The following is a 19,259-nucleotide window of genomic DNA, read 5'->3' on the forward strand; positions in this document are numbered from 1 at the left end:
GGGCGAGGATCCGGCGCGCGGGGTCGAGCCGCGGCGGACCGAACTTGGAGAGGAGGCGCCGAGCGGGGTCGACGAGGCGGCGAAGCTGTCGGCGGCGGCGCAGGAGCGCCTCGACGCCGGCGACCGCGAGGGGGCGATCGCGCTGTGGCGGCGGGCGTTCCGGGCCCTGCCGGGCGGGTTCGGCTACGCGCCGCGGCGGGCCGCCGCGGCCCTGGCGATCGCGGACGCGGAGGAGCGGGCGTTCCGCGAGACCGACGACCCGATGCGCCTGCACGCGGCCGTGGCGGCGCTCGACGCCTACCTCGGCGGGCTCGATCCGACCGACGACGAGAACCGGGCCAAGGTCGAGGACCGAAGGGCTGAACTTTTGGACATGTACCTGCGGGCATCCGCGCCGGAAGGGCCGCAGCCGGCCCCGCCTGCCGCTCTGCAGCGCCGCGGGTTCGACCGCAGGGCCGGGTTCGCGGCGGCCGGGCTCGGGGGCGCGGCGGTGGTGGCCGGGGTGGTGGCGCTGGCCGGCGGGCTGACGGGGCGCGCGGCCGACGACGACCTGCGGCGGGTGATCGCCCGCCCCTGCGAGGGCACCGATCCGCTCGACCCGTGCGGCAGCGACCAGGCGCGCGAGCAGCAGAAGTCCGAGCTGGTGAGCGAGGGGCTGCGCGCCAACCGGATGGCGCTGGTCGGCGGGATCCTGGCCGGGACGCTGCTCGCGGCCGGCGTGGCGGCGCTGGTGGCCGGGGCGATCCGCGGGCGGGCGCGCGTGCAGGTGCGGACGGCGGGGCTGGTGGTGCGCTTCTGAGGCGGGGCGAGCGGCTGGCGAAGCGGTGACGCGAGGCGGTGCGAAGCGCGGCGAGGTACGGGGCGCGCTGGCGCGGGCGGTCGGGGCTGGTGGTGCGCTTTGAAGCGGCGCGAGCAGCTGTCTGAGCGGTGACGCGAGGCGGTGCGAAGCGCGGCGATGTACGGGGTGCGCTGGCGCGGGCGGTCGCGCATGGCGCAGCAGTGACACGAGGCGCGCCGAGACCGCGGCGCGAACGCTCCGGTAGCGCGAGGTGCAACGCGGCCGCGACGCCGCGCGGGATGAGACAGCGGCGCGAGCGCCCGCAGGGGGGAGACGCGTGACGAGCCTCGACCACGACGGCCGTGTGGGTGACCGGGTGCGGCGCCATCTGTACGAGGAGCGTTCGGGAGCCGGAGGTCGCGGGCGCGAGCCTGCTCGCCGACAGGGACTTGGATATCGAGCACGTGCGCCACCGACACGACGTGACCGCGCCACTGCGCGACCATCGACTGCATCCTGTGGCTCTGAAGCAAGTGCGCAACCGCCTCGAGCGAACCTGTCCTTCGAGGAAGTAGCCGACCTCGCACGCTCGACGGTGGTGCAGCAGGCACACGGCTCATAGCACTCAGCCCTCACGCAAAAGGATTGCTTGAGGGCCGGCAAGACGGCGAGGCGGTGGGGAGGCCCGCAGCGGTTATCGTCAGCCGCGCCGCGGCCCGAGCGCGGACCGCGCAAGCTGCGCAGCCGAGTATAGAGCACGGGTCGGATTTAACGTCCCTGCGGAGCGGTTGGGGCTCTCGAAGCACAAGTTGCTTCGCTTGCGGACCCAAAAAACCGTGGTCTACACTGCAGCCATGCGCTCGGACAGCCTGGCCCGCCTGATCGAGGCCGCAGAGCCGGACCAGTTGCGGCGGCTCGCGCGGCTTGTTCTGCGGCTATCCGGTTATGCGGACAGCCGCATTACTGACGGTCCTTACGACGGCGGCGCAGACCTCAGGGTTCTCGCCGCTGATGGCTCCGAGCTCCCCGAAGGTATTGCGGTCTCGGTAGAGCAGAAATGGGAGAACAAGCTGCGTGGCGACGCCGCCAAGGCCAAGGGCAAGCTGGGGCTATCGCGACTGCTCTTCATCAGTTCGCGCAGGATCCCCGAAGGCACTTTTCGTCCGGTGCAGCGGGACCTCCAGGACAAGCTCGGCGTGCATGTGGACCGCATTGATCAACAGGCCATCGCTGACATCGTCCTCGACAACGGCGTCCTGTCCGACGTGCTAGCGATCTTCGAGATCTCGCTCCCCACGAACGTGCAGCCGAAAGAACCTTCCGACCGCCGGCGCGACGCGGCGTTCGCCTACGCATTTTTCTCCCCGGACGTCCGCTCATTCCGTGACGTGGTGCGAGAGAAGAGCCTCCTGACCGCCCTTGCGCACGCGGGGGGCGCGGCGAAGATCGACGTCCTCTGTGCTGATGCCGCACGCCTGCTCGGCTCGTCCGCGGACGCGGCTGCGCATTTCTTGCCCGTCATCGACCGCCTGCGCCGCCAGGGCCATGTTCAGGGCGTGAACGGCTCGGTGACGCTGAGCCCTGAAATGCGTTCGACGTACGCAGGCCTGCGGGCGCTGCGAGAGCAGGAGGAAGCCGCGCTGCGTGCCCAGCTTCGCCCGTTGTTGTTGAAGAACGGCCTACCTGCGCCCGACGATCTGCTCGACACCGTGCTGCGAAATTTGGGGGCACTGATCCTGCGGCACGTGGGTGGCTCGGATGCGCTCGAAGATCTGGGCGCGCAACTGCGGCTCTTCAGGCGCGAGTTGGAGGCGCACGGTCTGCACCGGGACTCGCGAGGCGACGCTCTCCTCCAGGAACTACTGGACGTCGCGCGCTTCTCGGAGCTGGGTCGGACGTTGGCAATGGGGACCCTGTATCGCGCCTTGACCAATCTGAAACAGGACGCGTTACTCGCCGCGCTCGATGCTCGCTCGCTCGCGCTGGTGCTCGACGCCTCCGTCGCTATCCCGATGTTCTGCGCGCTGTTCCGCCGACCCGTGCGCCAACGCTTCTTCGTGGTGGCACGGGAGCTTCATCGGTGCGCCCGCCGGCTTGGGTTTCCGCTCCAGTTGCCCGCAGTGTGGCTGGAAGAGATGGCCTCGCATCTGCTGAACGCCCGCCATTATCGCACCCTGATCAAGGCGCGCGTCAACGACCTGCGCCTGTCGCAGAACGCGTACGTAGCTTACTTCGTTAATGAGCGAAACGAGCGGGGAGAGGGCGACTTCGACGCATTCCTCGCCAGCTTCGGCCTCCAGAAGGCCGTGGAGGCAAGGGCCTCTGGGGACTTCGAGGGCGCCCGACGAACGCTCGAGAATTTTCTGCGTCAGCAGCTGGCTCGCTACGACATCACCGTCATCGAGACACCGCTCCACGGCGCCGCCCTCGCGTCGGTCGAGAAAGCGTGGGACTGGGCGCGCCACGAGTTGAAGGTCGAGCGCCGCGACACGATGCTGGAGCGCCACGACAAGACGGTGCTGGCGTGGCTGGCGTCGCGAGCGACGGACGACCCGACGCACGCACCGCTCATCGTCACATGGGACCGCCTGCTCCGCCACGTTCAGCCAGAAGGGACGCCGGGAGGTGCTCTCGACCCGCTCGCCCTTGGCGAGTTGCTTGCCTTCGTTGGTGAGGAGGACCGCCCGAGCTTGACCGCGGAGTTCGCCGGCCTGTGGATCGGCGAGCGTGAGGCGGAGAAAAATGCCCAAGTCCTCGACACCCTAATCAAGTTCGCGCGGGAGGACATGTCCGACGCGGAGGTCGTGCAGAAAGTGCATGAGTTCCGCGCGCAGTGGCTCGCCGAACATCACGATGTCGCCGACGTAGCCGCCCTCGAGCGTGCCTGGCACAAGTTCCGGGGCGAGTAGCGCGCCGCGGCCGTCCCAAATCCCGGCCGTCTGGTCAAGGTGGCCTGTGGCTGGCGACCTCGTGCCGTGAGTACTCGCCGCGCGGTGCGAGCTCTCCGATCTTCATCGACTCCTCCCGGGCGGTACCCTTAACCTTGACGGCAGTGTCAAGGTCAAGCGGGAAAGCGCCGGGAGGCGACGCGCGCGGGCGTCAGGCCTTGCGGCGGCCGCGGAGGCCGATGGCGCACAGGCCGAGCACGACGAGGGCGTTGAACAGCTCGCCGGTGCGCGTGTAGAGCGTGCGGTAGTCGGGGTCGATCATCGGCACCTCGGCGACGAAGCCGGAGGCGGGGGTCGGGCCGTCCTCGTCGGGGTTGGTCGACTCGATGCGCTCGAGCACGCGGCCGTTGGGGTCGACGTAGACGCTGATGCCGGCGTTGACGCTGCGCAGCAGGGCGCGGCGGTTCTCGATCGTCCGCAGCACGGCGAGGCCCATGTGCTGGTCCTGCTCCTTGGACTTGCCGAACCACGAGTCGTTGGTGAGGTTGACGAACGCGTGGATGCCCTCGCCCGCGACCCCGCGGGCGAACCGCGGCAGGATGTCCTCGTAGCAGATCAGCGGGCCGAGCCGCCACTCGTGCTGTCCTTCGGGACCTGTATGAACGCGCAGGGCCTTCGGCCCATCCCCCGGGTTGATGTGAGAGGCCGAGGGGACCATCTCCTTGAACCAGTGGGGGTCGACGAGCGGGGTGTACTCGCCGAACCACAGCGGGTAGACCTTGTCGTAGTTGTCGCCGAGGCGGCCGTCGGCCTCGAGCACGCGGGCGGTGTTCCACGCGAACTCGCTGACCTTGCGGTCGGCGGTGACGACCCCGAACACCAGCGGGATGGTGAAGTCGCGGCGGACGCGGCGCGGGTTGGTGATGGGCAGGTCGAAGCCGTCGCCGCGCGGGAGGGCGTAGGAGAACGGGTAGGCGGTCTCGCCCCACAGCAGGACCTCGGCGCCCTCGGCCTCGAGGCGGGCCGACTCCTGCTGCTCGCGGCGCAAGATCTGGAACTTCTGGCGCGGGTTGCCCCACTCCATGATGCCGAAGTTGCCCTGCACCACGCCGACCTTGAGCTTGGGCGCGTCGGCGATCATCGCGTCGACCTGGGCCATGCGGACGGCGCCGTAGATCGGGGTGGCGACCAGCGTGGCGCCGGCGACGAGCAGCGCGCGGCGGTTGACCCGGCGCGCGAGCAGCCAGTCGCGCAGGGCGGCGTAGAGGCCGGCGTTGATCAGCAGCTGGACGAGGCCCACCGTGGTGACGCCGCCGATCTCGGCGACCTGCAGCCACAGCGGCTGCCAGCACCACATCAGGGCCAGGTACGACGGGAAGATGTGCGGCAGCATCGCCTCGCCGGCGACCCAGCACAGCGGCGCGAGCAGGAGGACGTCGCGGCCGGTGCGGCGGCGCAGCCAGTTGAGCGCCGCGGCCGGCACCGCCCACTGCAGGCCCTGGAAGGCGGCGAAGATGAAGTGGACGAGGAGGGTGGCCCAGGTCGGGAAGTCGGCGAACCGGATCAGCAGCTCGGTGAGCCAGTAGAAGCCGAAGAACACGGTGGCGATGCCGCACAGCCAGCCGAGCCAGAACGCCTTCTTCGGGGCCAGGCCCTCGATCGCGGCCAACCAGAACACCCAGCCGACGAACGCGAGGTACCACTGGTTGTGGTCGGGCGAGCCGAGCACCATGCAGACGGCGCACAGCAGCACCGCGGCGACGCGGACGAGGCTGCGCCGGCGCGGGGTGAGCTGCTCGAGGCGCGCGGCGAAGGCTGTCTTTTCGGACATGGCCTTGGGGACCTCCAACACCGACGCCGCCGCGAGCAGGGACGCGGACGGGGGCGCGGACGACGGCGTCGGGTCGGACTCAGACATCGGCGGGCAGGTCGCGGTGACGGATGTAGAGCTCGGCGAGCTGGGCGTCGTCGGCCCCGCTCGGGCAGCCGGTCATGAGGTCGGTGCCCTTCTGCGTCTTGGGGAAGGCGATGACGTCGCGCAGGCTCTGGGCGCCGCACATCAGCATGCTGAGGCGGTCGAGGCCGAGGGCGATGCCGCCGTGGGGCGGCGGGCCGTACTTGAAGGCGTCGAGCAGGAAGCCGAACTTCTGCTGGATCTGCGCCTCGGTCAGGCCGAGGACCTGGAAGACCTTGGCCTGCACCTCGGACTGGTGGATCCGGATCGAGCCGCCGCCGACCTCGTTGCCGTTGAGCACGAGGTCGTAGGCCTGCGCGAGGACCTGGCTCGGGTCGCTGTCGAGCAGCGGGAGCTGGTCGAGGCGCGGCGAGGTGAACGGGTGGTGGGCGCTGACGTAGCCGCGCTCGCTCTTCTCGAACAGCGGGAAGTCGGTGACCCAGAGGAACCGCCACGGGTCGGAGCCCGAGTGCTTGACGAGGTCGAGGCTGTCGCGCAGCTCGAGCCGGAGGGCGTTGAGCGCGGCGTGGACGGTGTGGAGCGCGTCGGCGACGATGAGGATGACGCCGCCCGTCTCGGCGCCGGCGCGGCGGCTGATCTCGGCCTGGAACTCGGGCGTGACGAACTTGGTGAGCGGCGAGCTCCAGGCGCCGCCCTCCTGCACCTTGGCCCACGCGAGGCCCTTGGCGCCGCCGGACTCGCGCTTTTTGACCAGCTCGGTCAGCTTGTCGATGCGGCCGCGCGACAGCGGCTCGGCGTGGGCCGCGGGCACGCAGATGGCCTTCACGGCCGGGGCGGACTCGAAGATCTTGGCGCCTGACCGATGGGCCAGGTCGGTGATGTCCACGAACTCGAGGCCGAAGCGGAGGTCGGGCTTGTCGCTGCCGAAGCGCGACATGGCCTCGGCCCAGGTCATGCGCGGGAACGGGTCGGGCAGGGCGACGCCGAGGATCTCGCTCCAGGCGCGGCGGATCAGGCCCTCGATCGGGGCGAACACCCGCTCGGGGGTGGCGAAGCTGATCTCGACGTCGATCTGGGTGAACTCGGGCTGACGGTCGTTGCGCAGGTCCTCGTCGCGGAAGCAGCGGCAGATCTGGAAGTACTTGTCCATGCCGGCGACCATGAACAGCTGCTTGAAGATCTGCGGCGACTCGGCGAGGGCGTAGAACATGCCCGGGTTCAGCCGGCTCGGGACCAGGAAGTTGCGCGCGCCGCCCGGGGTGTACTTGACCATGTAGGGCGTCTCGAGCTCGAGGAAGCCCTGCTCGGCGAGGGCGACGCGCGTGAGCGTGGCCAGGCGCGAGCGCACGACGAAGTTCTTCTGCAGGCTGGGGCGGCGCAGGTCGAGGTAGCGGTGCTTGAGCCGCAGGGCCTCGCTGGCGTCGAGCTTGTCGTCGTCGGCGACGTTGAAGGGGAGCACGTCGGCGGGCGAGAACACCTGCAGCGCGGTGGCGTGGACCTCGATCTCGCCGGTGGCCATGGCGGCGTTGGTGTTGTCGCCGCGGGCGACCACGGCGCCGCGCACGGCGACGCAGAACTCGCCGCGCAGGCCCTCGGCGGCGGCGTAGGCGTCGGCGTCGAGGTCCTTGCCGAACACGACCTGGGTGATGCCGAAGCGATCACGGAGCTGGACGAAGATCCGCGCGCCGAGGTCGCGGCGGCGGTGGACCCATCCGAAGAGGACCACGGTGGCGCCGACGTCGGCGGCGCGCAAGCTGCCGCAGTTGTGGGTGCGGCCGTGTTCGAGCAAGGTGGACATGGCCCGGGAATGTAGACGATGTTCGCGGTCAGTGCGAGCCGGTCCCGCGCAGCGGCGGCGCGTCCGGCTCGTCGGCGACGAATTCGCGGCCGTCCCAGCGGTGATACACCCGGATCACGCTGCCCGGACGAACGGTGTAAAGAGCGTAGGCGCCGTGACGACCTGGCTTTTGTGACAGATAGGTGCCCGAGCCGACGCCGTGGACCGGGACCTGCGCGCCGCCGGGGCCGGGCAGCCAGCCCTCGATGCGCCGGTGCTCGTGGCCGTGGAGGACGAGCTCGGCGCCGTGCTCGGCGATCACGGCCCCGAAGGCGTCGAGGTCGAGCAGGTCGTGGCGCGGCTTGGCGACGCCGCGGACCACCGGATGATGGATGAGGACCACCCGCGCCAGACCCTCGCCGCGCAGGCGGGCGAGGGCCCGGCCGAGGCGCGCCAGTTGGTCGTCGCCGACGCGGCCGACAGCGTACAGCGGCAGCGAGGGGATCGCGGTCGACAGGCCGACGAGGGCGACGTCGCCGAGGCGTTGCACGAACGGGTAGTCGCTGCCCGGCTCGCGCTCGCCCGCCATGAACGCGGACATGTAGTGCTCGAACCGGTGCGCGCGCGCCGACCCGCGGGTGTAGGCGTCGTGGTTGCCCGGGATGACGGTGACCGGCAGGCCGGCGGCCTCGAGGTGCCGCTGCACGTGCTCGAACTCGGACTCGAGCGCGAGGTTGGTGAGATCGCCGGTGATCACCAGCCGCTCGGCGGCGTGCGCGTGGGCCGCGGCGACGATCTTCTGGAACATGCCGCCGTCGTACTTGCGGCCGCGGTTGAGCAGCAGGTTGACGCCGCCGGTCAGCCGCTTGTTGAAGAACCGCTGCGGGGTCGTGCCCGCCAGCTCGAGCAGGTGGATGTCGGAGCAGTGGACGAAGCGCAGCGGCATGGGACAGGTGCTTAAGGGCAGGTTTGTAAGGACAGGTCGGTTCGGACAGGTCCGTGAGGACATGCCCCCGGGGGCAGATGAACTAGAGGTGGTGGATCCCGCACTCGGTCTTGCCGGTGCCGGACCAGCGGCCGCCGCGCTCGTCGTCGCCCGGCGGGCGGGCGGTGCACGGCTCGCAGCCGATGCTGGTGTAGCCGGCGTCGAGCAGCGGGTTGTAGGGCACCTCGTGGTCGATGAGGTAGCGCCAGGTGTCCTTGCGCGTCCACGCAGCCAGCGGCGCGACCTTGACGACGAGGCTGCCGTCGCCGCGACGGGCGGTGCCGAGGATCGGGGTGCCCTGGCGCGTGACGGCCTGATCGCGGCGGATGGCGGTGATCCACACGTCGAGCCGGTCGAGGACGCGGCGCATCGGCTCGACCTTGCGGATCTCGCAGCAGGCGTCGGGGTCGCGGGCGAACAGGTCGGGGCCGTGGCGCTCGGCCTGGGCCCGGATCGTGACCAGCGGCTCGACGACGCGGATGTCGGCGCCCTGGGCCCGGAAGGCCTCGCGCACGGCGAGCGTCTCGGCGAACAGGTAGCCGGTGTCGATGGTGTAGACCGGCACGTCGGGCCGCAGCGCGCGGGCGAGGTGGATCAGCGCGCAGCCCTCGGGCCCGAACGCGGAGCTGAGGCCGATCCGCCGGCCCGCGTAGTGCTCGAACACCCAGGCGAGGATGGCCTCGGCCGGCTGGCCCTCGAGCGCCGCGGAGCGCCCGGCCAGCTCGGACAGCTCGGTGTCGCTTTCGGCCTCGGAGCCGGCGCTGCCGGGGGCGGATCCGCGTTCAGTCACACGGGGGGTTGTAGCACCGATCAGGGGCCGAGCCGCCTGTCGAGCGGGATGGTGATCATCACGCCGTCGATGCGGCCGATGGCGCTCTCGGCGACGACGAACATGCGGTAGGCCAAAAACCGCTGGTCCTGCGGTTGGCGCGCGATGGCGGCGTAATTGCCGGGGGGAAAGGTGCCCGAGACGCTGTAGCGGCCCTGGGCGTCGGTGCGGGCGTGCGCGATCTTGGGGCCGGGGTCCTCGAGGTTGAGCGAGACGCCGGCGAGGCGGTGGATCCCGACCTCGACGTCGGCGACCCCCATGCCGGGCTCGGACGCGCCTTCGCCCTCGGTGAGGACCTTGCCGCCGACGTGCACGACGCGCGATCCCTGGGCGTCGGAGAACGAACAGCGGGCGGCGTCGGGCGAGACGCCGCCGTCACGCAGGGGCGGCATGCGTACTTCGGGACAGGTCATGGTCCGCCCGTGGGCCTCCTGGTGCGGGTAGCGATAGCTGGGCCCGCCGCCGACGGTGACTCGGTTGGCGTTGCAGGCGAGGGACAGACAGAGGCCGAGCCCGGTAGCGAGCTGCCGAGGAGACATGCCGGGAGTGTGCCCGGGCCGCCGGGCGGGCGCCATGGCGGTCGGGCGCCGCGCAGCGTTGACGAGGGGGTCGGGGTTGTGGCCTAGTGGCAAGGTGTCGGACCGCCTTCGCGATCCCCTGGGCATCGACCTGCACGCCGGCGTGGGCCGATTCATGCACTCGGTCTACGCGTGGATGGCCGCCGGCGTCGGCCTCAGCGCGGCCACGGCGATCGCCATCGGCAGCGCGCCGCGCCTGACGGCGATGGCCCAGGCGAGCGAGCTGCGGGTGCTGTTCTGGCCGGGGCTGGCAGTCTCGGTGCTGGTGGTCGGGGCCCGCCTGCACCGCCTGCCGCCGACCCTGGCCCGCGTCGCGTTCCTCACGTTCTCGGTGCTGCTCGGGGCGGCGCTGGCGTGGCTGGGCTCGGCAGCCGAGGTGACGGCGGAACAGCTCGGCACGGCCGCCGGAGTCGCCGCCGGGGTGTTCGTCGGCGGTTCGCTGGTCGGTTACTACAGCCGCCGCGACCTCAGCCCGTGGGGCGCGGCGCTGGCGACGGCGCTGATCGGGGCGCTGGTCGCGATGTTCCTCGACTTCGCCTCGGCGCGGCTGCACGGCCCCCCGAGCCTGATGGGGCAGCCGGGGCTGCACGCGCTGCTGCAGGTGCTGCTGGCGGTGGTGTTCGCCGGGTTTGTCGCCTACGACGGCCAGCGGGTCAAACAGATGTACCGGGTGCACGGCAGCCGCGAGAACCTGGCGGTGATCGGGGCGCTCAAGCTGTACCTCGACTACGTCAACCTGACGCTGGCGACGCTGCAGGTCACGACCTGGCAGTGAGGCCGGCGACACGGCCGGCCGGGTGAACGGCGGGCCCGAGCCCGCGGCCTTGGCATGGTTGCGCCTGCAACGATCCAGCAGGCGACGATGTCGCCCCGGCTCATCCCCCGAGGACGCCCGCCAACAACACGCGGACCATCTGGCCGAGCCGCGCCGTGTCGAGCGACGGCACGAGCAGCTTCTGGACGCGGGCGCCCTGGTACAGGGCGACCAGCGTCCACGCGAGGTACTCGGTGTCGAGCGTGTCGGGCAGGCGACCCCCGGCGACCGCCTCGTCGAGGATGCCGCGGATGGCGTGCACCATGTCCACGTGCACCTCGGCGTAGCTGGCCGCCAGCTCGGGGTCGGTCACCGCGTCCGCGTGCATCTGCAAGGACATGCGGTGGTCGACCTGCAGCTCGGGCGCGTCGAGGAGCGCGAACATGTCCCCCGCCATGTCCCGCATGGCGGTGAGCGGATCCGGAGCCGCGCGGATGGCCTCGGGGAAGCGCCGGTTGGCCGCGCGCGCCTCGGCGTGGAGCGCCTCGCGGATCGCGGCCTTGCTCGGGAAGTGCGTGTAAATGCCTCCCGCGCTGATCCCTGCCTCCGCGCAGATGTCCTCGATGGTGGCGGCCCGGGTGCCCTTGCGGGCGAACACGGCGCGGGCGGCGTCGAGGATCAACCTGCGACGCGCCGCAGTGTGCTCGGGGGTGACGCGGGGCACGGCGACGCCCTGTCTACCAGAACCGGTCGCGCCGCGGCACCCGGCGCCGCGAGCGGGTCATGTCGAGCAGCTGGCCGCGTGGCGCGTCGGTCACAAGTTGTCGTCGAGCCAGTCGAACAGCCGGTGGGTGAGCATCGCGGTGGCGCCGGGCTGGACGTGGAACTGCGCGGCCTCCTCGGCGGTGAAGCGCAGGTAATCCTTGGGGCAGGTGAGCGCTTCGTACAGCTCGGCGGCCTGTCCGCGCCCCTCGGCCTCGGCGTCGAACACCAGCGTGCGCGCGCGGATGTCGGCCACGGAATCTCCGAGGCGGAAACGGTCGACCTCGGCGATGAAGGCCGACGGGGTGTCGACGCCGTGGTGCCAGTACGCGTCGCGAATGCCCCAGCGCACGAAGTCGCTGTGCTCCATGATCTGCGTGACGGTGGCGTCGAAGGCCTCGCGGTCCGACGCGTAGAGGTCCGGCAGACCCGGGTCGATGAGCGCGAGCTCCGCCCGGATCGCGGCCCCCCAGTCGAGCACGCCGGGGTTGGCGACCAGCACGGCGAGGCGATGCTCGTGGGCGGCGGCCCGCGGCGCCAGATAGCCGCCCAGGCTCACGCCGAACAGCCCGAGCCGCTCCGGATCGACCTCGGGCATCTTCACGAGGAAGTCGACGACCGGGGTCACGACGGCCTCCCAGTCGTGGCGGAACGGCAGGCCCTGGAGGCGGATGGTCTTGCCCATGCCGGGGCCGTCGAACAGGAGCACGTTGTAGCCGCGGGCCATGGCGGCATCGACGACGAACTTGCCGTCCTCGGCCCAGCCGTCCTTGCCCTCGTGGAAGATCAGGGTCGGCTGGGCGCCCTCGGCCTCGTGCGGGCGGCAGAAGTAGCCGGGCAGGGTGGTGGACTCGTAGGGGATCGCCACGGGGGCGCAGGGCGAGTTCGACAGCAGCAGGTAGCGGGCGTGCAGGTCGACCGCCTCCGCCGCCAGCGCGGCCACCTCGGGGTCCCAGGGATCGGGGTGCCGGTGCAGGGCGGCGCGCAGGTAGGTGGCGGCGCGCTGGTAGGCCGTCGCGGCGGTCAGCGGGTGCCCGTCGGCCTCGGTCGCCTCGGCGAGCGCTCGCAGGCGCCGTGAGGTCTGCTGGAAGGCCGCAGCCCACCCGCGCTCGTCGGCGGGATCGACCCGCGCCAGCGTCTCGAGCACCTCGGCGACGTCGGTCGCGCCCATCCAGGCTTGACCGAGATAGTAGAGGGCGACCTCGTTCAGCACGGGGTCGGCCATCCCCAGGTCCCACCAGCCATCCCGCTCCGGCGGTCCGGCCGGCTCCATGTCCGTGTCGCAGGTCGGCGACGAATCGCCCGCCGGCGCCGGATCGCAGGCCGAGAGCCACAGGGTCATCCACATCCAGTTCGAAGCGCGCATCTCATGTCCTCCGGCGCTTCAACACCTCCTCGCGGCCGGGGTGTCACTCAAAAAAAACGAATCATCATTTTCTTTTTAGGCCGTCATCCGCAGACCTGCCTGACGGGCGATCACGAGCGGGCCGTCGGCGTCCCTCGGTGTCTCTCGAGACATGTCACGAGGGACATGTGATGGAGCGCCGGCGTCACCGCGGGGTGGTGTCGCCGACCCGGGTGATGGAGTACGCGACGCGGGTGTCGATCTGCGCCGAGGCGTGCAGGCGCAGCGAGTAGCGGCCGGCGGGGAGGGTGACGCGGCGCTGCGACTCGGTGGCGAAGTTGACGGGCTCGCCGTCGTCGCAGCCGCCGCAGCGGACCAGCGACAGCGCGAGGTCGATGAAGATGTTGCTGCCGCCGACCAGCGGAACACCGACGATCTCGAGCTCGTAGTCGCCCGCGGTCGCGACGTCGAGGGTCCGCAGGATCACCAGCTCGTCGCCCCTGTACGGGCCGACGGCGTCGGGCTCGTCGGCGGCGAGGCGGCGGTACTCGGCGTGGTATTCGCCGTCCCACGCGATCGCGGGGGCGTTGCACTCCATGAGCTTGCGATCGTAGACGAAGTGCGGGCAGCGCTCGCGCTCGCCCGTGAAGTCGGCGACGCTGGCCGCGAGCGAGCGGCCGAACGCCTCGCGGAACACACCGTCGAGGCGGGCGCGCGAGGGCACCAGCGGGAACTTCGGCAGGGCGGCCTGGAAGGCGGGGATGCCGTGGCGATCGAGGAGGTAGGCGACGAAGGCCCCGGCGTCGTCGTAGCTGATGCCGAACCACAGCGCCCCGAGGAGCGAGCTCCAGATGTCGCGCCGCTTCACCTGGGTGGGTCGGATGTCGGCCATGCCGCCGCCGAGGCCCTCGTAGGCGACGGCGAGGCCCTCGGCGAAGAAGGTCGAGGTGTCGTAGGCGAAGAGGTGCACCAGTTCGTGGTCGAGCGGGGCCTCGGTCGAGTAGATGGTCTCGATGAGGGTGCAGCCGGCCACCTCGCGCGGGCACGGCGTGAGGTCGACGAAGTCCTCGCGGGTGAGCCAGTAGTAGGTGTAGCGGCCGTCGCCGGTGGGGGGCTCGACGCCGAACTCGGCGGCCATGCGCTCGATGAAGCGGTCCATGTGTTCGACGGTGCCGGCGCACAGCTCGAGCTCGGGGCTGGTGCCGATCCGGACGTGGCGCCCCTCGTGGCGCAGCTCGGGCAGGGTGTCGCAGGCGGCGAGCACGAGGGCGAGGAGCGGCAGGAGGCGCGTGGTCACGGCAATTGCCTCACGATCGCGAGGCTGCCGCGGCTCAGGAAGGTGACGTCGAGGAGGCCGTCGCCGTCGACGTCGCGGGCGCGTACGAGCCCGCCGGCGGCCACGGGCAGCACGTGGCGCTCGAAGCGGAGGCGGCCGTCGCGGAGGCGGCCGAGCTGCAGCGCGCGGTCGCTACCCAGGGCGAGGAGCTCGAGGAGGCCGTCGCCGTCGAGGTCGGCGAGGTCGACGCTGGTGACATCCTCGGTCAGGACCTGCGGGACGGCGGCCGGGTCGCTGCCGCGGAAGAGCAGCAGATGCAGCCGAAAGCCGAGGGTCCTGGGGTTGAAGCTGGAGGAGGTGCCGACGAGGTCGGGGCTACCGTCCCGATCGAGGTCGCCGAGGTCGTAGTCGCCCGGACTGACCGGGGTCCATGGGCGCGACGGACCGAAGCGGCCGTCGCCGAGGCCGGGCGCCATCGTCAGCGCGAAGGTGGTGTCGAGGAGGTCGAGGCGACCGTCGCCGTCGAGGTCGGCGAGCGAGAAGCCGTCGTACGCCACGGCGTTGAACACGAGCGACCCGGGGCGCGGGTCGACGAAGCCGCCGTCGCCTCCGCGGAAGAGAACGGTGCGGTAGCTGCTGGGCCCGAAGGTCTGGGCCGCGAGGGTCTCGAGCGCGAGGACGAGGAGGTCGAGGCGGCGATCGCCGTCGAGGTCGCCGACGACGAAGTCGGCGAACCCCGTCGCGAGGCGGAGCAACCGACGCGAGCGCAGCTCGCCGCCTGCGACGTCGAGGAGGACGAGATCGTGGTGCTCGCGGTCGTCGACGGCGACGAGGAGGACGAGCTCGTCGTCGCCGTCGCCGTCGACGTCGATCGCGGCGGCGCGCGAGATCGCCGCGACGTCGGGCAGGAGGTCGTCGCGCAGCTGCATCGGCCCGAAGCCGCCGTCGCCGTCGCCGTGCGCCAGGCCGATCGAGGGGCCGTAGGCGAACAGGTCGAGCGCGCCGTCGCCGTCGAAGTCGCCGAGGATCGGGTCGGCGGCGGCGCGGATGGCGAGGCGCGGGGACGCGACGAAAGCTGTCCCGAGAGACAGATCCATGGCGGCGAGGCGGTCGAACACGGCGTCGACCAGCAGGACGGGGCGACCGCCGGCGCCGAGACCGGCGAAGCGCGGCATGTCGGTGCCGGCGACGGCGTACGAGCCGAGCGATCGCCAGGCGCCGTCGTCGCGTCGCCAGGACGTGAGGAGCACGCGCGAGACCTCGTTGAGGGTGCCCGCGCTGACCGCCCTGACGAGCTCGTCGCGGCCGTCGTCGTCGAGGTCGAGGGTCGCGACGCGGCGGCAGCGGCGGGCCTCGATGACGACGGGGACGCGCGGTCCCTCGGCGAACAGGTCGGCGACGTGGTACAGGCCCGTCTCGCCGCACAGGACCCCGTCCCGACCGCCGTGGTCGCCGTCGACGAGGTGCACGCTGTACAGGTGCCCGGCCAGCGGCACGTCGAGCGAGCGGGCGGGGCGATCGAGGCGCATGTCCTCGACCAGGACCAGCGCTTGCGGGTCCTGGACGAGGAGGTCGGCGCGGCCGTCCCTGGCGATGTCGACGACGTGCAGGGACTGGATCTCGCCGGCGAACGGCTGTTCGGCGGCGACAGCGAAGGCGCCGTCGGGGCCGGGGGCGAGCGCGATCAGCGTGTCGTCGCGGACGAACAGCAGGCGCGCGGCGCCGTCGCCGGGATCGACGACGGGCGGGATCGACTCGACGGCCAGCGGGGCGGCGACGGCGGGCGCGAAGCCGCCGTCGGGGAGGCCGCGGAGGTGGGCGATGAAGAATTCGTCCCAGACCGCGAGGTCGCGGCGGCCGTCACCGTCGAAGTCGCCCGCGGCGGCGCCGGCGAGGGGGTAGTGGAGGTTCGAGTCGAGCTCGAGGTCGAGCCGCTCCGGCCCGCGCACGAGACCGAGGATCCGGGTGGGCAGATCGTCGACGTCTTCGGCCGGCTCGGCGGCGGGATCGGCGGCGGGCGGGTCGTCGAGGTCGACGAGCAGCTCGTCGACGCCGTCGCCGTCGATGTCGACCGGGAAGGTCATGCCGCGGCGGTCCTCCTCCCAGAGCGTGCCGACGCGGAGGCCCGGGCCCGGCTCGAGCTCGCCGACCGTGTTGTCGTCGTCGACGTACACGAGGCTGTCCCGGCCGTCGCCGTCGAGGTCGCCGGCGCCGAGGTTGAGCGGCCGTTGCACGAGGGTGCCGGCCACGACGACGCCGTGGCGCGGGTCGACGCGCTGGACGTTGCCTGTCACTCCGGACATGATGTTGAGGACAGGTCGGCCGTCCTCGGCGAGGACCACGACGAGGAGCCTCGGCTGGGGCTCGACGGGCCAGCTGGTGCGCGCGCGCAGGCGGGCGTGGCCGTCGCCGTGGAGGATGGTGACGCGGTCCGCGAGCACGTCGAGGGTGGCGAGATCGACCGCGCCGTCGGCGTCGAGGTCGGCGGCGACGACCTCCGAGGGGGCGAGGCCGACGGCGTGCCGGGGGCCCGGCGCGAGGCCGCCGTGGCCGTCGCCGAGCAGGATCTGGATCGCGCCGGCGTCGGCGACGGCGACGGCGAGGTCGAGGTGGCCGTCGCCGTCGAGGTCGCCGCCGGCGAGCGCGCGCGGACCGGGGCCGACGGGCACGGGCGCGGCGGCGACGAGGTCGCGGACGACGCTGACGGTGCCGTCGCCCTCGTTGGCGATCACGAGCGCGGGCGGCCCGTCGGCGTCGAGACGGGCGGCGACGAGGCTGCGCGGGGCGTCGCCGACGGCGATCCGCTCGAGCTCGGCGAAGGCGCGCCCGGCCCGTCCGCGCAGCACCGCGACCTCGTCGCTGTCGGGCAGGAGGGCGGCGAGGTCGAGGTGGCCGTCGCCGTCGAGATCGGCGACGGCGAGGCCGAGGGTGCGGGCGCCGATCGACCAGGTGGTGGATGTCCCGTCGAACATGTCCTTTGAACCACGCGGACCGCCCCACATCACGCCGAACGCGCCCTGGAAGCCGCCGCTGAGCACGAGGTCGGGGTGGCCGTCGCCGTCGACGTCGGCGACCGCGACGGCGCCCGCGGACAGGCCCCAGGCGTAGCTGCGGGCCCCCTCGAGATCGAGGCAGAGCGCGCCGACGCCGGTGCGCCGGCACGGATCGGCCGGGGGACAGGCCGCGAGCGCGACGAGGCCTGCGAGCAGGGCGCAGCCGGCCGCGATGCACGGCGATGTCGCACGACAGGCGCGAGGGTCGGCACTCATGAATTCAGCCGCGTGGAAACCGTAGCGCGCGGGGTGCATTCCCGCCGCCGCGATCCGAGAGGGTGGCCGCACGGAATCCTTGCCGTCGGCCGGATTTTTTTGCGGGCATGAAGGCCGCGACACCGAGGATCGCGCAGGTCGGCAGATCGGGGTCGACCCGAACTTCGCTTGTAGCGCGAAACTGCCCCGGGCATGATGGCGGGCGGAGGGCTCTCGTCATGCCTCGCGCCGCGCTGTTTCTGCTGGTGTCACTCTCGGCCTGCGATCACGCGCAGCCGTACGGGGAGGAGGGTGAGCGAGGGGAGATCGAAGCTGGTCTTTCGGACCTGTCGCACAAGCCAGGTGATCCGCGCGGGCTGGCCCCGCCCCGAGACAAGGGTGCGCCGCTGCCCGAGCCGCTGGCGGCGATCCCGACGCCGCTCGGCCAGGCCTACTGCAACATCGTGGTCGAGGGCGTGTCCCGCGCGACCGAGACCGACTACCTGCCGCACGTGATCACCTGCGAAAACGGCGGGGCGAACCTCGAGGCGCTCAAGGCCCAGGCGATCGCGGCCCGCTCGGTGGCCTACTACGCGATGATCAACGACGGGCAGATCTGCGACGGCCAGGGCTGCCAGGTGTACACCTGCGGGGCCCAGCCGCAGCAGATCCACTACGACGCGGTGGCGGCGACGTCGGGGCAGTACCTGTCGTACAACGGCTGGCTGACCTACGGCTTCTACGTCGCCGGCGACAGCCAACAGCCGGCCAGCTGCGTCGACACCGACAACGGCAACGTCGCGGGGACCGAGCAGTACGTGACCTTCAACGAGGGCAAGACGGTCTACGACGTCGAGCAGACCGACCTCGGGTACGTGTTCCCCGAGAACCTGAACACGAGCGGCTACGGGCAGAACCGCGGCTGCATGTCGCAGTGGGGCGCGCGCTGCCTCGAGAACACCAAGGGCTACGGGGTCACCGACATCGTCCGCTTCTACTACGGGGCCGACATCGAGATCCTGCAGGCGGAGGGGGCGTGCGTGGTGAAGCCGAATCAACCGGCGACGGGCACGCTCGACGCGGTCGACTGCGCGACGGGGATCGCCGGCTGGGCCTGGGACTCCGACCACGCCGACACGCCGGTCGACGCGCTCGTCAGCTTCATGGCGCCGCACGGCGACGCGAACGCGATCGAGGTGACGGTGGCGGCGAACGAGCACCGCGAGGACCTGTGCCAGGCGATCGGGTCGTGCGCGCACGGGCTGTCGCTGCCGCTGCCGCGCAGCCTGCTCGACGGGGCGTCGCACCCGCTGTACGTCTACGGGGTCGATGTCGACGGCGACGGCCCGGCGCAGCTCGACGGGAGCCCGGTGCAGTTCGCGTGCGCTCCGCCGCCGCTGCCGCCGGGCGTGCGCCGGCACGTGCCGTCGCCGGAGGCGCTGACGGCCTGGTCGCTGTCGACGTTCTGGCAGCTGACGAAGCTCGACGACGCGGCGCTGACGGCGATCCCCGAGTGGCAGGCGATCGCGGCCGCGCCGATGCTGGTCCAGGTCGCCGGCGACCCGACGCTGTGGCTCGTCGACGCCGGGTTCCGCCGTCGGATCGCCAGCGCCGAGGTGGCGGCGGCCTGGAAGTTCGATCCGGCGACGGCGCAGACGATCCCGGCGGCTGACCTGATGGCCATGCCCCAAGGGACAGATGTCTGGCCGGCGCCGTACCTGGTCCAGGGGACAGGTGCGGCGATCTACATGCTCGACGACCCGCAGTGCCCGCCGGGCGGCGACCCGAACGACCCGCAGTGCCCGACCGCTCCGGGGACGGACGGGGATACGGGGAGCGGCACGGGGTCGGACGGGGAAGGCGGCGACGTGCCGACCACCGACGGGAGCCCGGGCAGCGGCGACGACTCGACGTCGAGCAGCGGCGGCGGACCGGTCAGCCCCGACAGCGGCGGGGCGCTGCCGCCGGGCTACGGCCAGGACCAGGGCTGCCGGCTCGCCGGCGCCGGGAACGGCGGGCTGGCGCCAGGTCTGTGGCTGCTCGCGCTCGCCTGCGCCCGTCGTCGCCGGCGGTCCGCGTGAGCGAGCATCACGCCGCAGACGGCGCACCGCGGCGGATGTCCGT

The 19,259-nt window shown here is 71.9% G+C and carries 13 protein-coding genes; 4 read left to right on the plus strand and 9 right to left on the minus strand.

Going from position 1 to position 19,259, the window contains the following annotated elements; all coding sequences use genetic code 11:
* Together K7C98_RS16635 and K7C98_RS16640 are read left to right on the plus strand one after the other, a co-directional pair.
* Positions 1-799: hypothetical protein (locus K7C98_RS16635; RefSeq protein WP_224192661.1), on the plus strand; the 799-nt coding region annotated here is incomplete at its 5' end.
* Between the two features lie 833 nt (positions 800-1,632).
* Positions 1,633-3,687 carry a hypothetical protein gene (locus K7C98_RS16640; RefSeq protein ID WP_224192662.1) on the plus strand — a complete coding sequence of 685 codons (2,055 nt, stop codon included), beginning with the start codon at positions 1,633-1,635 and terminating at the stop codon, positions 3,685-3,687.
* A 190-nt stretch (positions 3,688-3,877) separates the two neighbouring features.
* Here the strand turns inward: K7C98_RS16640 and lnt are convergent, their stop codons facing one another.
* The 5 genes from lnt to K7C98_RS16665 form a co-directional block, all read right to left on the minus strand.
* The gene (gene lnt, locus K7C98_RS16645) at positions 3,878-5,497 is read right to left on the minus strand and encodes an apolipoprotein N-acyltransferase (protein ID WP_224192663.1); all 1,620 of its coding nucleotides are present in this window, start codon (positions 5,495-5,497) and stop codon (positions 3,878-3,880) included.
* Between the two features lie 79 nt (positions 5,498-5,576).
* Positions 5,577-7,379: an aspartate--tRNA ligase gene (gene aspS / locus K7C98_RS16650; protein ID WP_224192664.1), complete on the minus strand. Its 1,803-nt coding sequence runs from the start codon at positions 7,377-7,379 to the stop codon at positions 5,577-5,579.
* A gap of 28 nt (positions 7,380-7,407) precedes the next feature.
* Complete coding sequence (locus tag K7C98_RS16655; protein ID WP_224192665.1) at positions 7,408-8,304, minus strand: metallophosphoesterase family protein; 897 nt, start codon at positions 8,302-8,304, stop codon at positions 7,408-7,410.
* A gap of 82 nt (positions 8,305-8,386) precedes the next feature.
* Positions 8,387-9,133 carry a phosphoadenylyl-sulfate reductase gene (locus K7C98_RS16660; RefSeq protein ID WP_224192666.1) on the minus strand — a complete coding sequence of 249 codons (747 nt, stop codon included), beginning with the start codon at positions 9,131-9,133 and terminating at the stop codon, positions 8,387-8,389.
* Between the two features lie 20 nt (positions 9,134-9,153).
* Complete coding sequence (locus K7C98_RS16665; RefSeq protein WP_224192667.1) at positions 9,154-9,711, minus strand: hypothetical protein; 558 nt, start codon at positions 9,709-9,711, stop codon at positions 9,154-9,156.
* A 94-nt stretch (positions 9,712-9,805) separates the two neighbouring features.
* Here K7C98_RS16665 and K7C98_RS16670 point away from each other — a divergent pair, with 94 nt between their 5' ends.
* Positions 9,806-10,525: a Bax inhibitor-1/YccA family protein gene (locus tag K7C98_RS16670; RefSeq protein WP_224192668.1), complete on the plus strand. Its 720-nt coding sequence runs from the start codon at positions 9,806-9,808 to the stop codon at positions 10,523-10,525.
* Between the two features lie 100 nt (positions 10,526-10,625).
* Here K7C98_RS16670 and K7C98_RS16675 read toward each other — a convergent pair whose 3' ends face one another.
* The 4 genes from K7C98_RS16675 to K7C98_RS16690 form a co-directional block, all read right to left on the minus strand.
* The gene (locus K7C98_RS16675; RefSeq protein ID WP_224192669.1) at positions 10,626-11,228 is read right to left on the minus strand and encodes a TetR/AcrR family transcriptional regulator; all 603 of its coding nucleotides are present in this window, start codon (positions 11,226-11,228) and stop codon (positions 10,626-10,628) included.
* A gap of 90 nt (positions 11,229-11,318) precedes the next feature.
* Complete coding sequence (locus K7C98_RS16680) at positions 11,319-12,632, minus strand: alpha/beta hydrolase family protein (RefSeq protein WP_224192670.1); 1,314 nt, start codon at positions 12,630-12,632, stop codon at positions 11,319-11,321.
* Between the two features lie 184 nt (positions 12,633-12,816).
* Positions 12,817-13,908, minus strand: a complete 1,092-nt coding sequence (locus tag K7C98_RS16685) for a hypothetical protein (RefSeq protein WP_224192671.1) — start codon at positions 13,906-13,908, stop codon at positions 12,817-12,819.
* Positions 13,905-17,156 carry an FG-GAP repeat domain-containing protein gene (locus K7C98_RS16690; RefSeq protein WP_224192672.1) on the minus strand — a complete coding sequence of 1,084 codons (3,252 nt, stop codon included), beginning with the start codon at positions 17,154-17,156 and terminating at the stop codon, positions 13,905-13,907. Before K7C98_RS16690 ends, K7C98_RS16685 begins: the two co-directional genes overlap by 4 nt.
* A gap of 218 nt (positions 17,157-17,374) precedes the next feature.
* Between K7C98_RS16690 and K7C98_RS16695 the strand changes: the two genes are divergently transcribed.
* A complete protein-coding gene (locus K7C98_RS16695) occupies positions 17,375-19,216 on the plus strand; it encodes a SpoIID/LytB domain-containing protein (RefSeq protein WP_224192673.1) in 1,842 nt (613 codons plus the stop codon).
* Positions 19,217-19,259: the final 43 nt, after the last annotated feature.

Source organism: Nannocystis pusilla (assembly GCF_020073745.1).
Taxonomy (GTDB): Bacteria; Myxococcota_A; Polyangia; order Nannocystales; family Nannocystaceae; genus Nannocystis; species Nannocystis radixulma.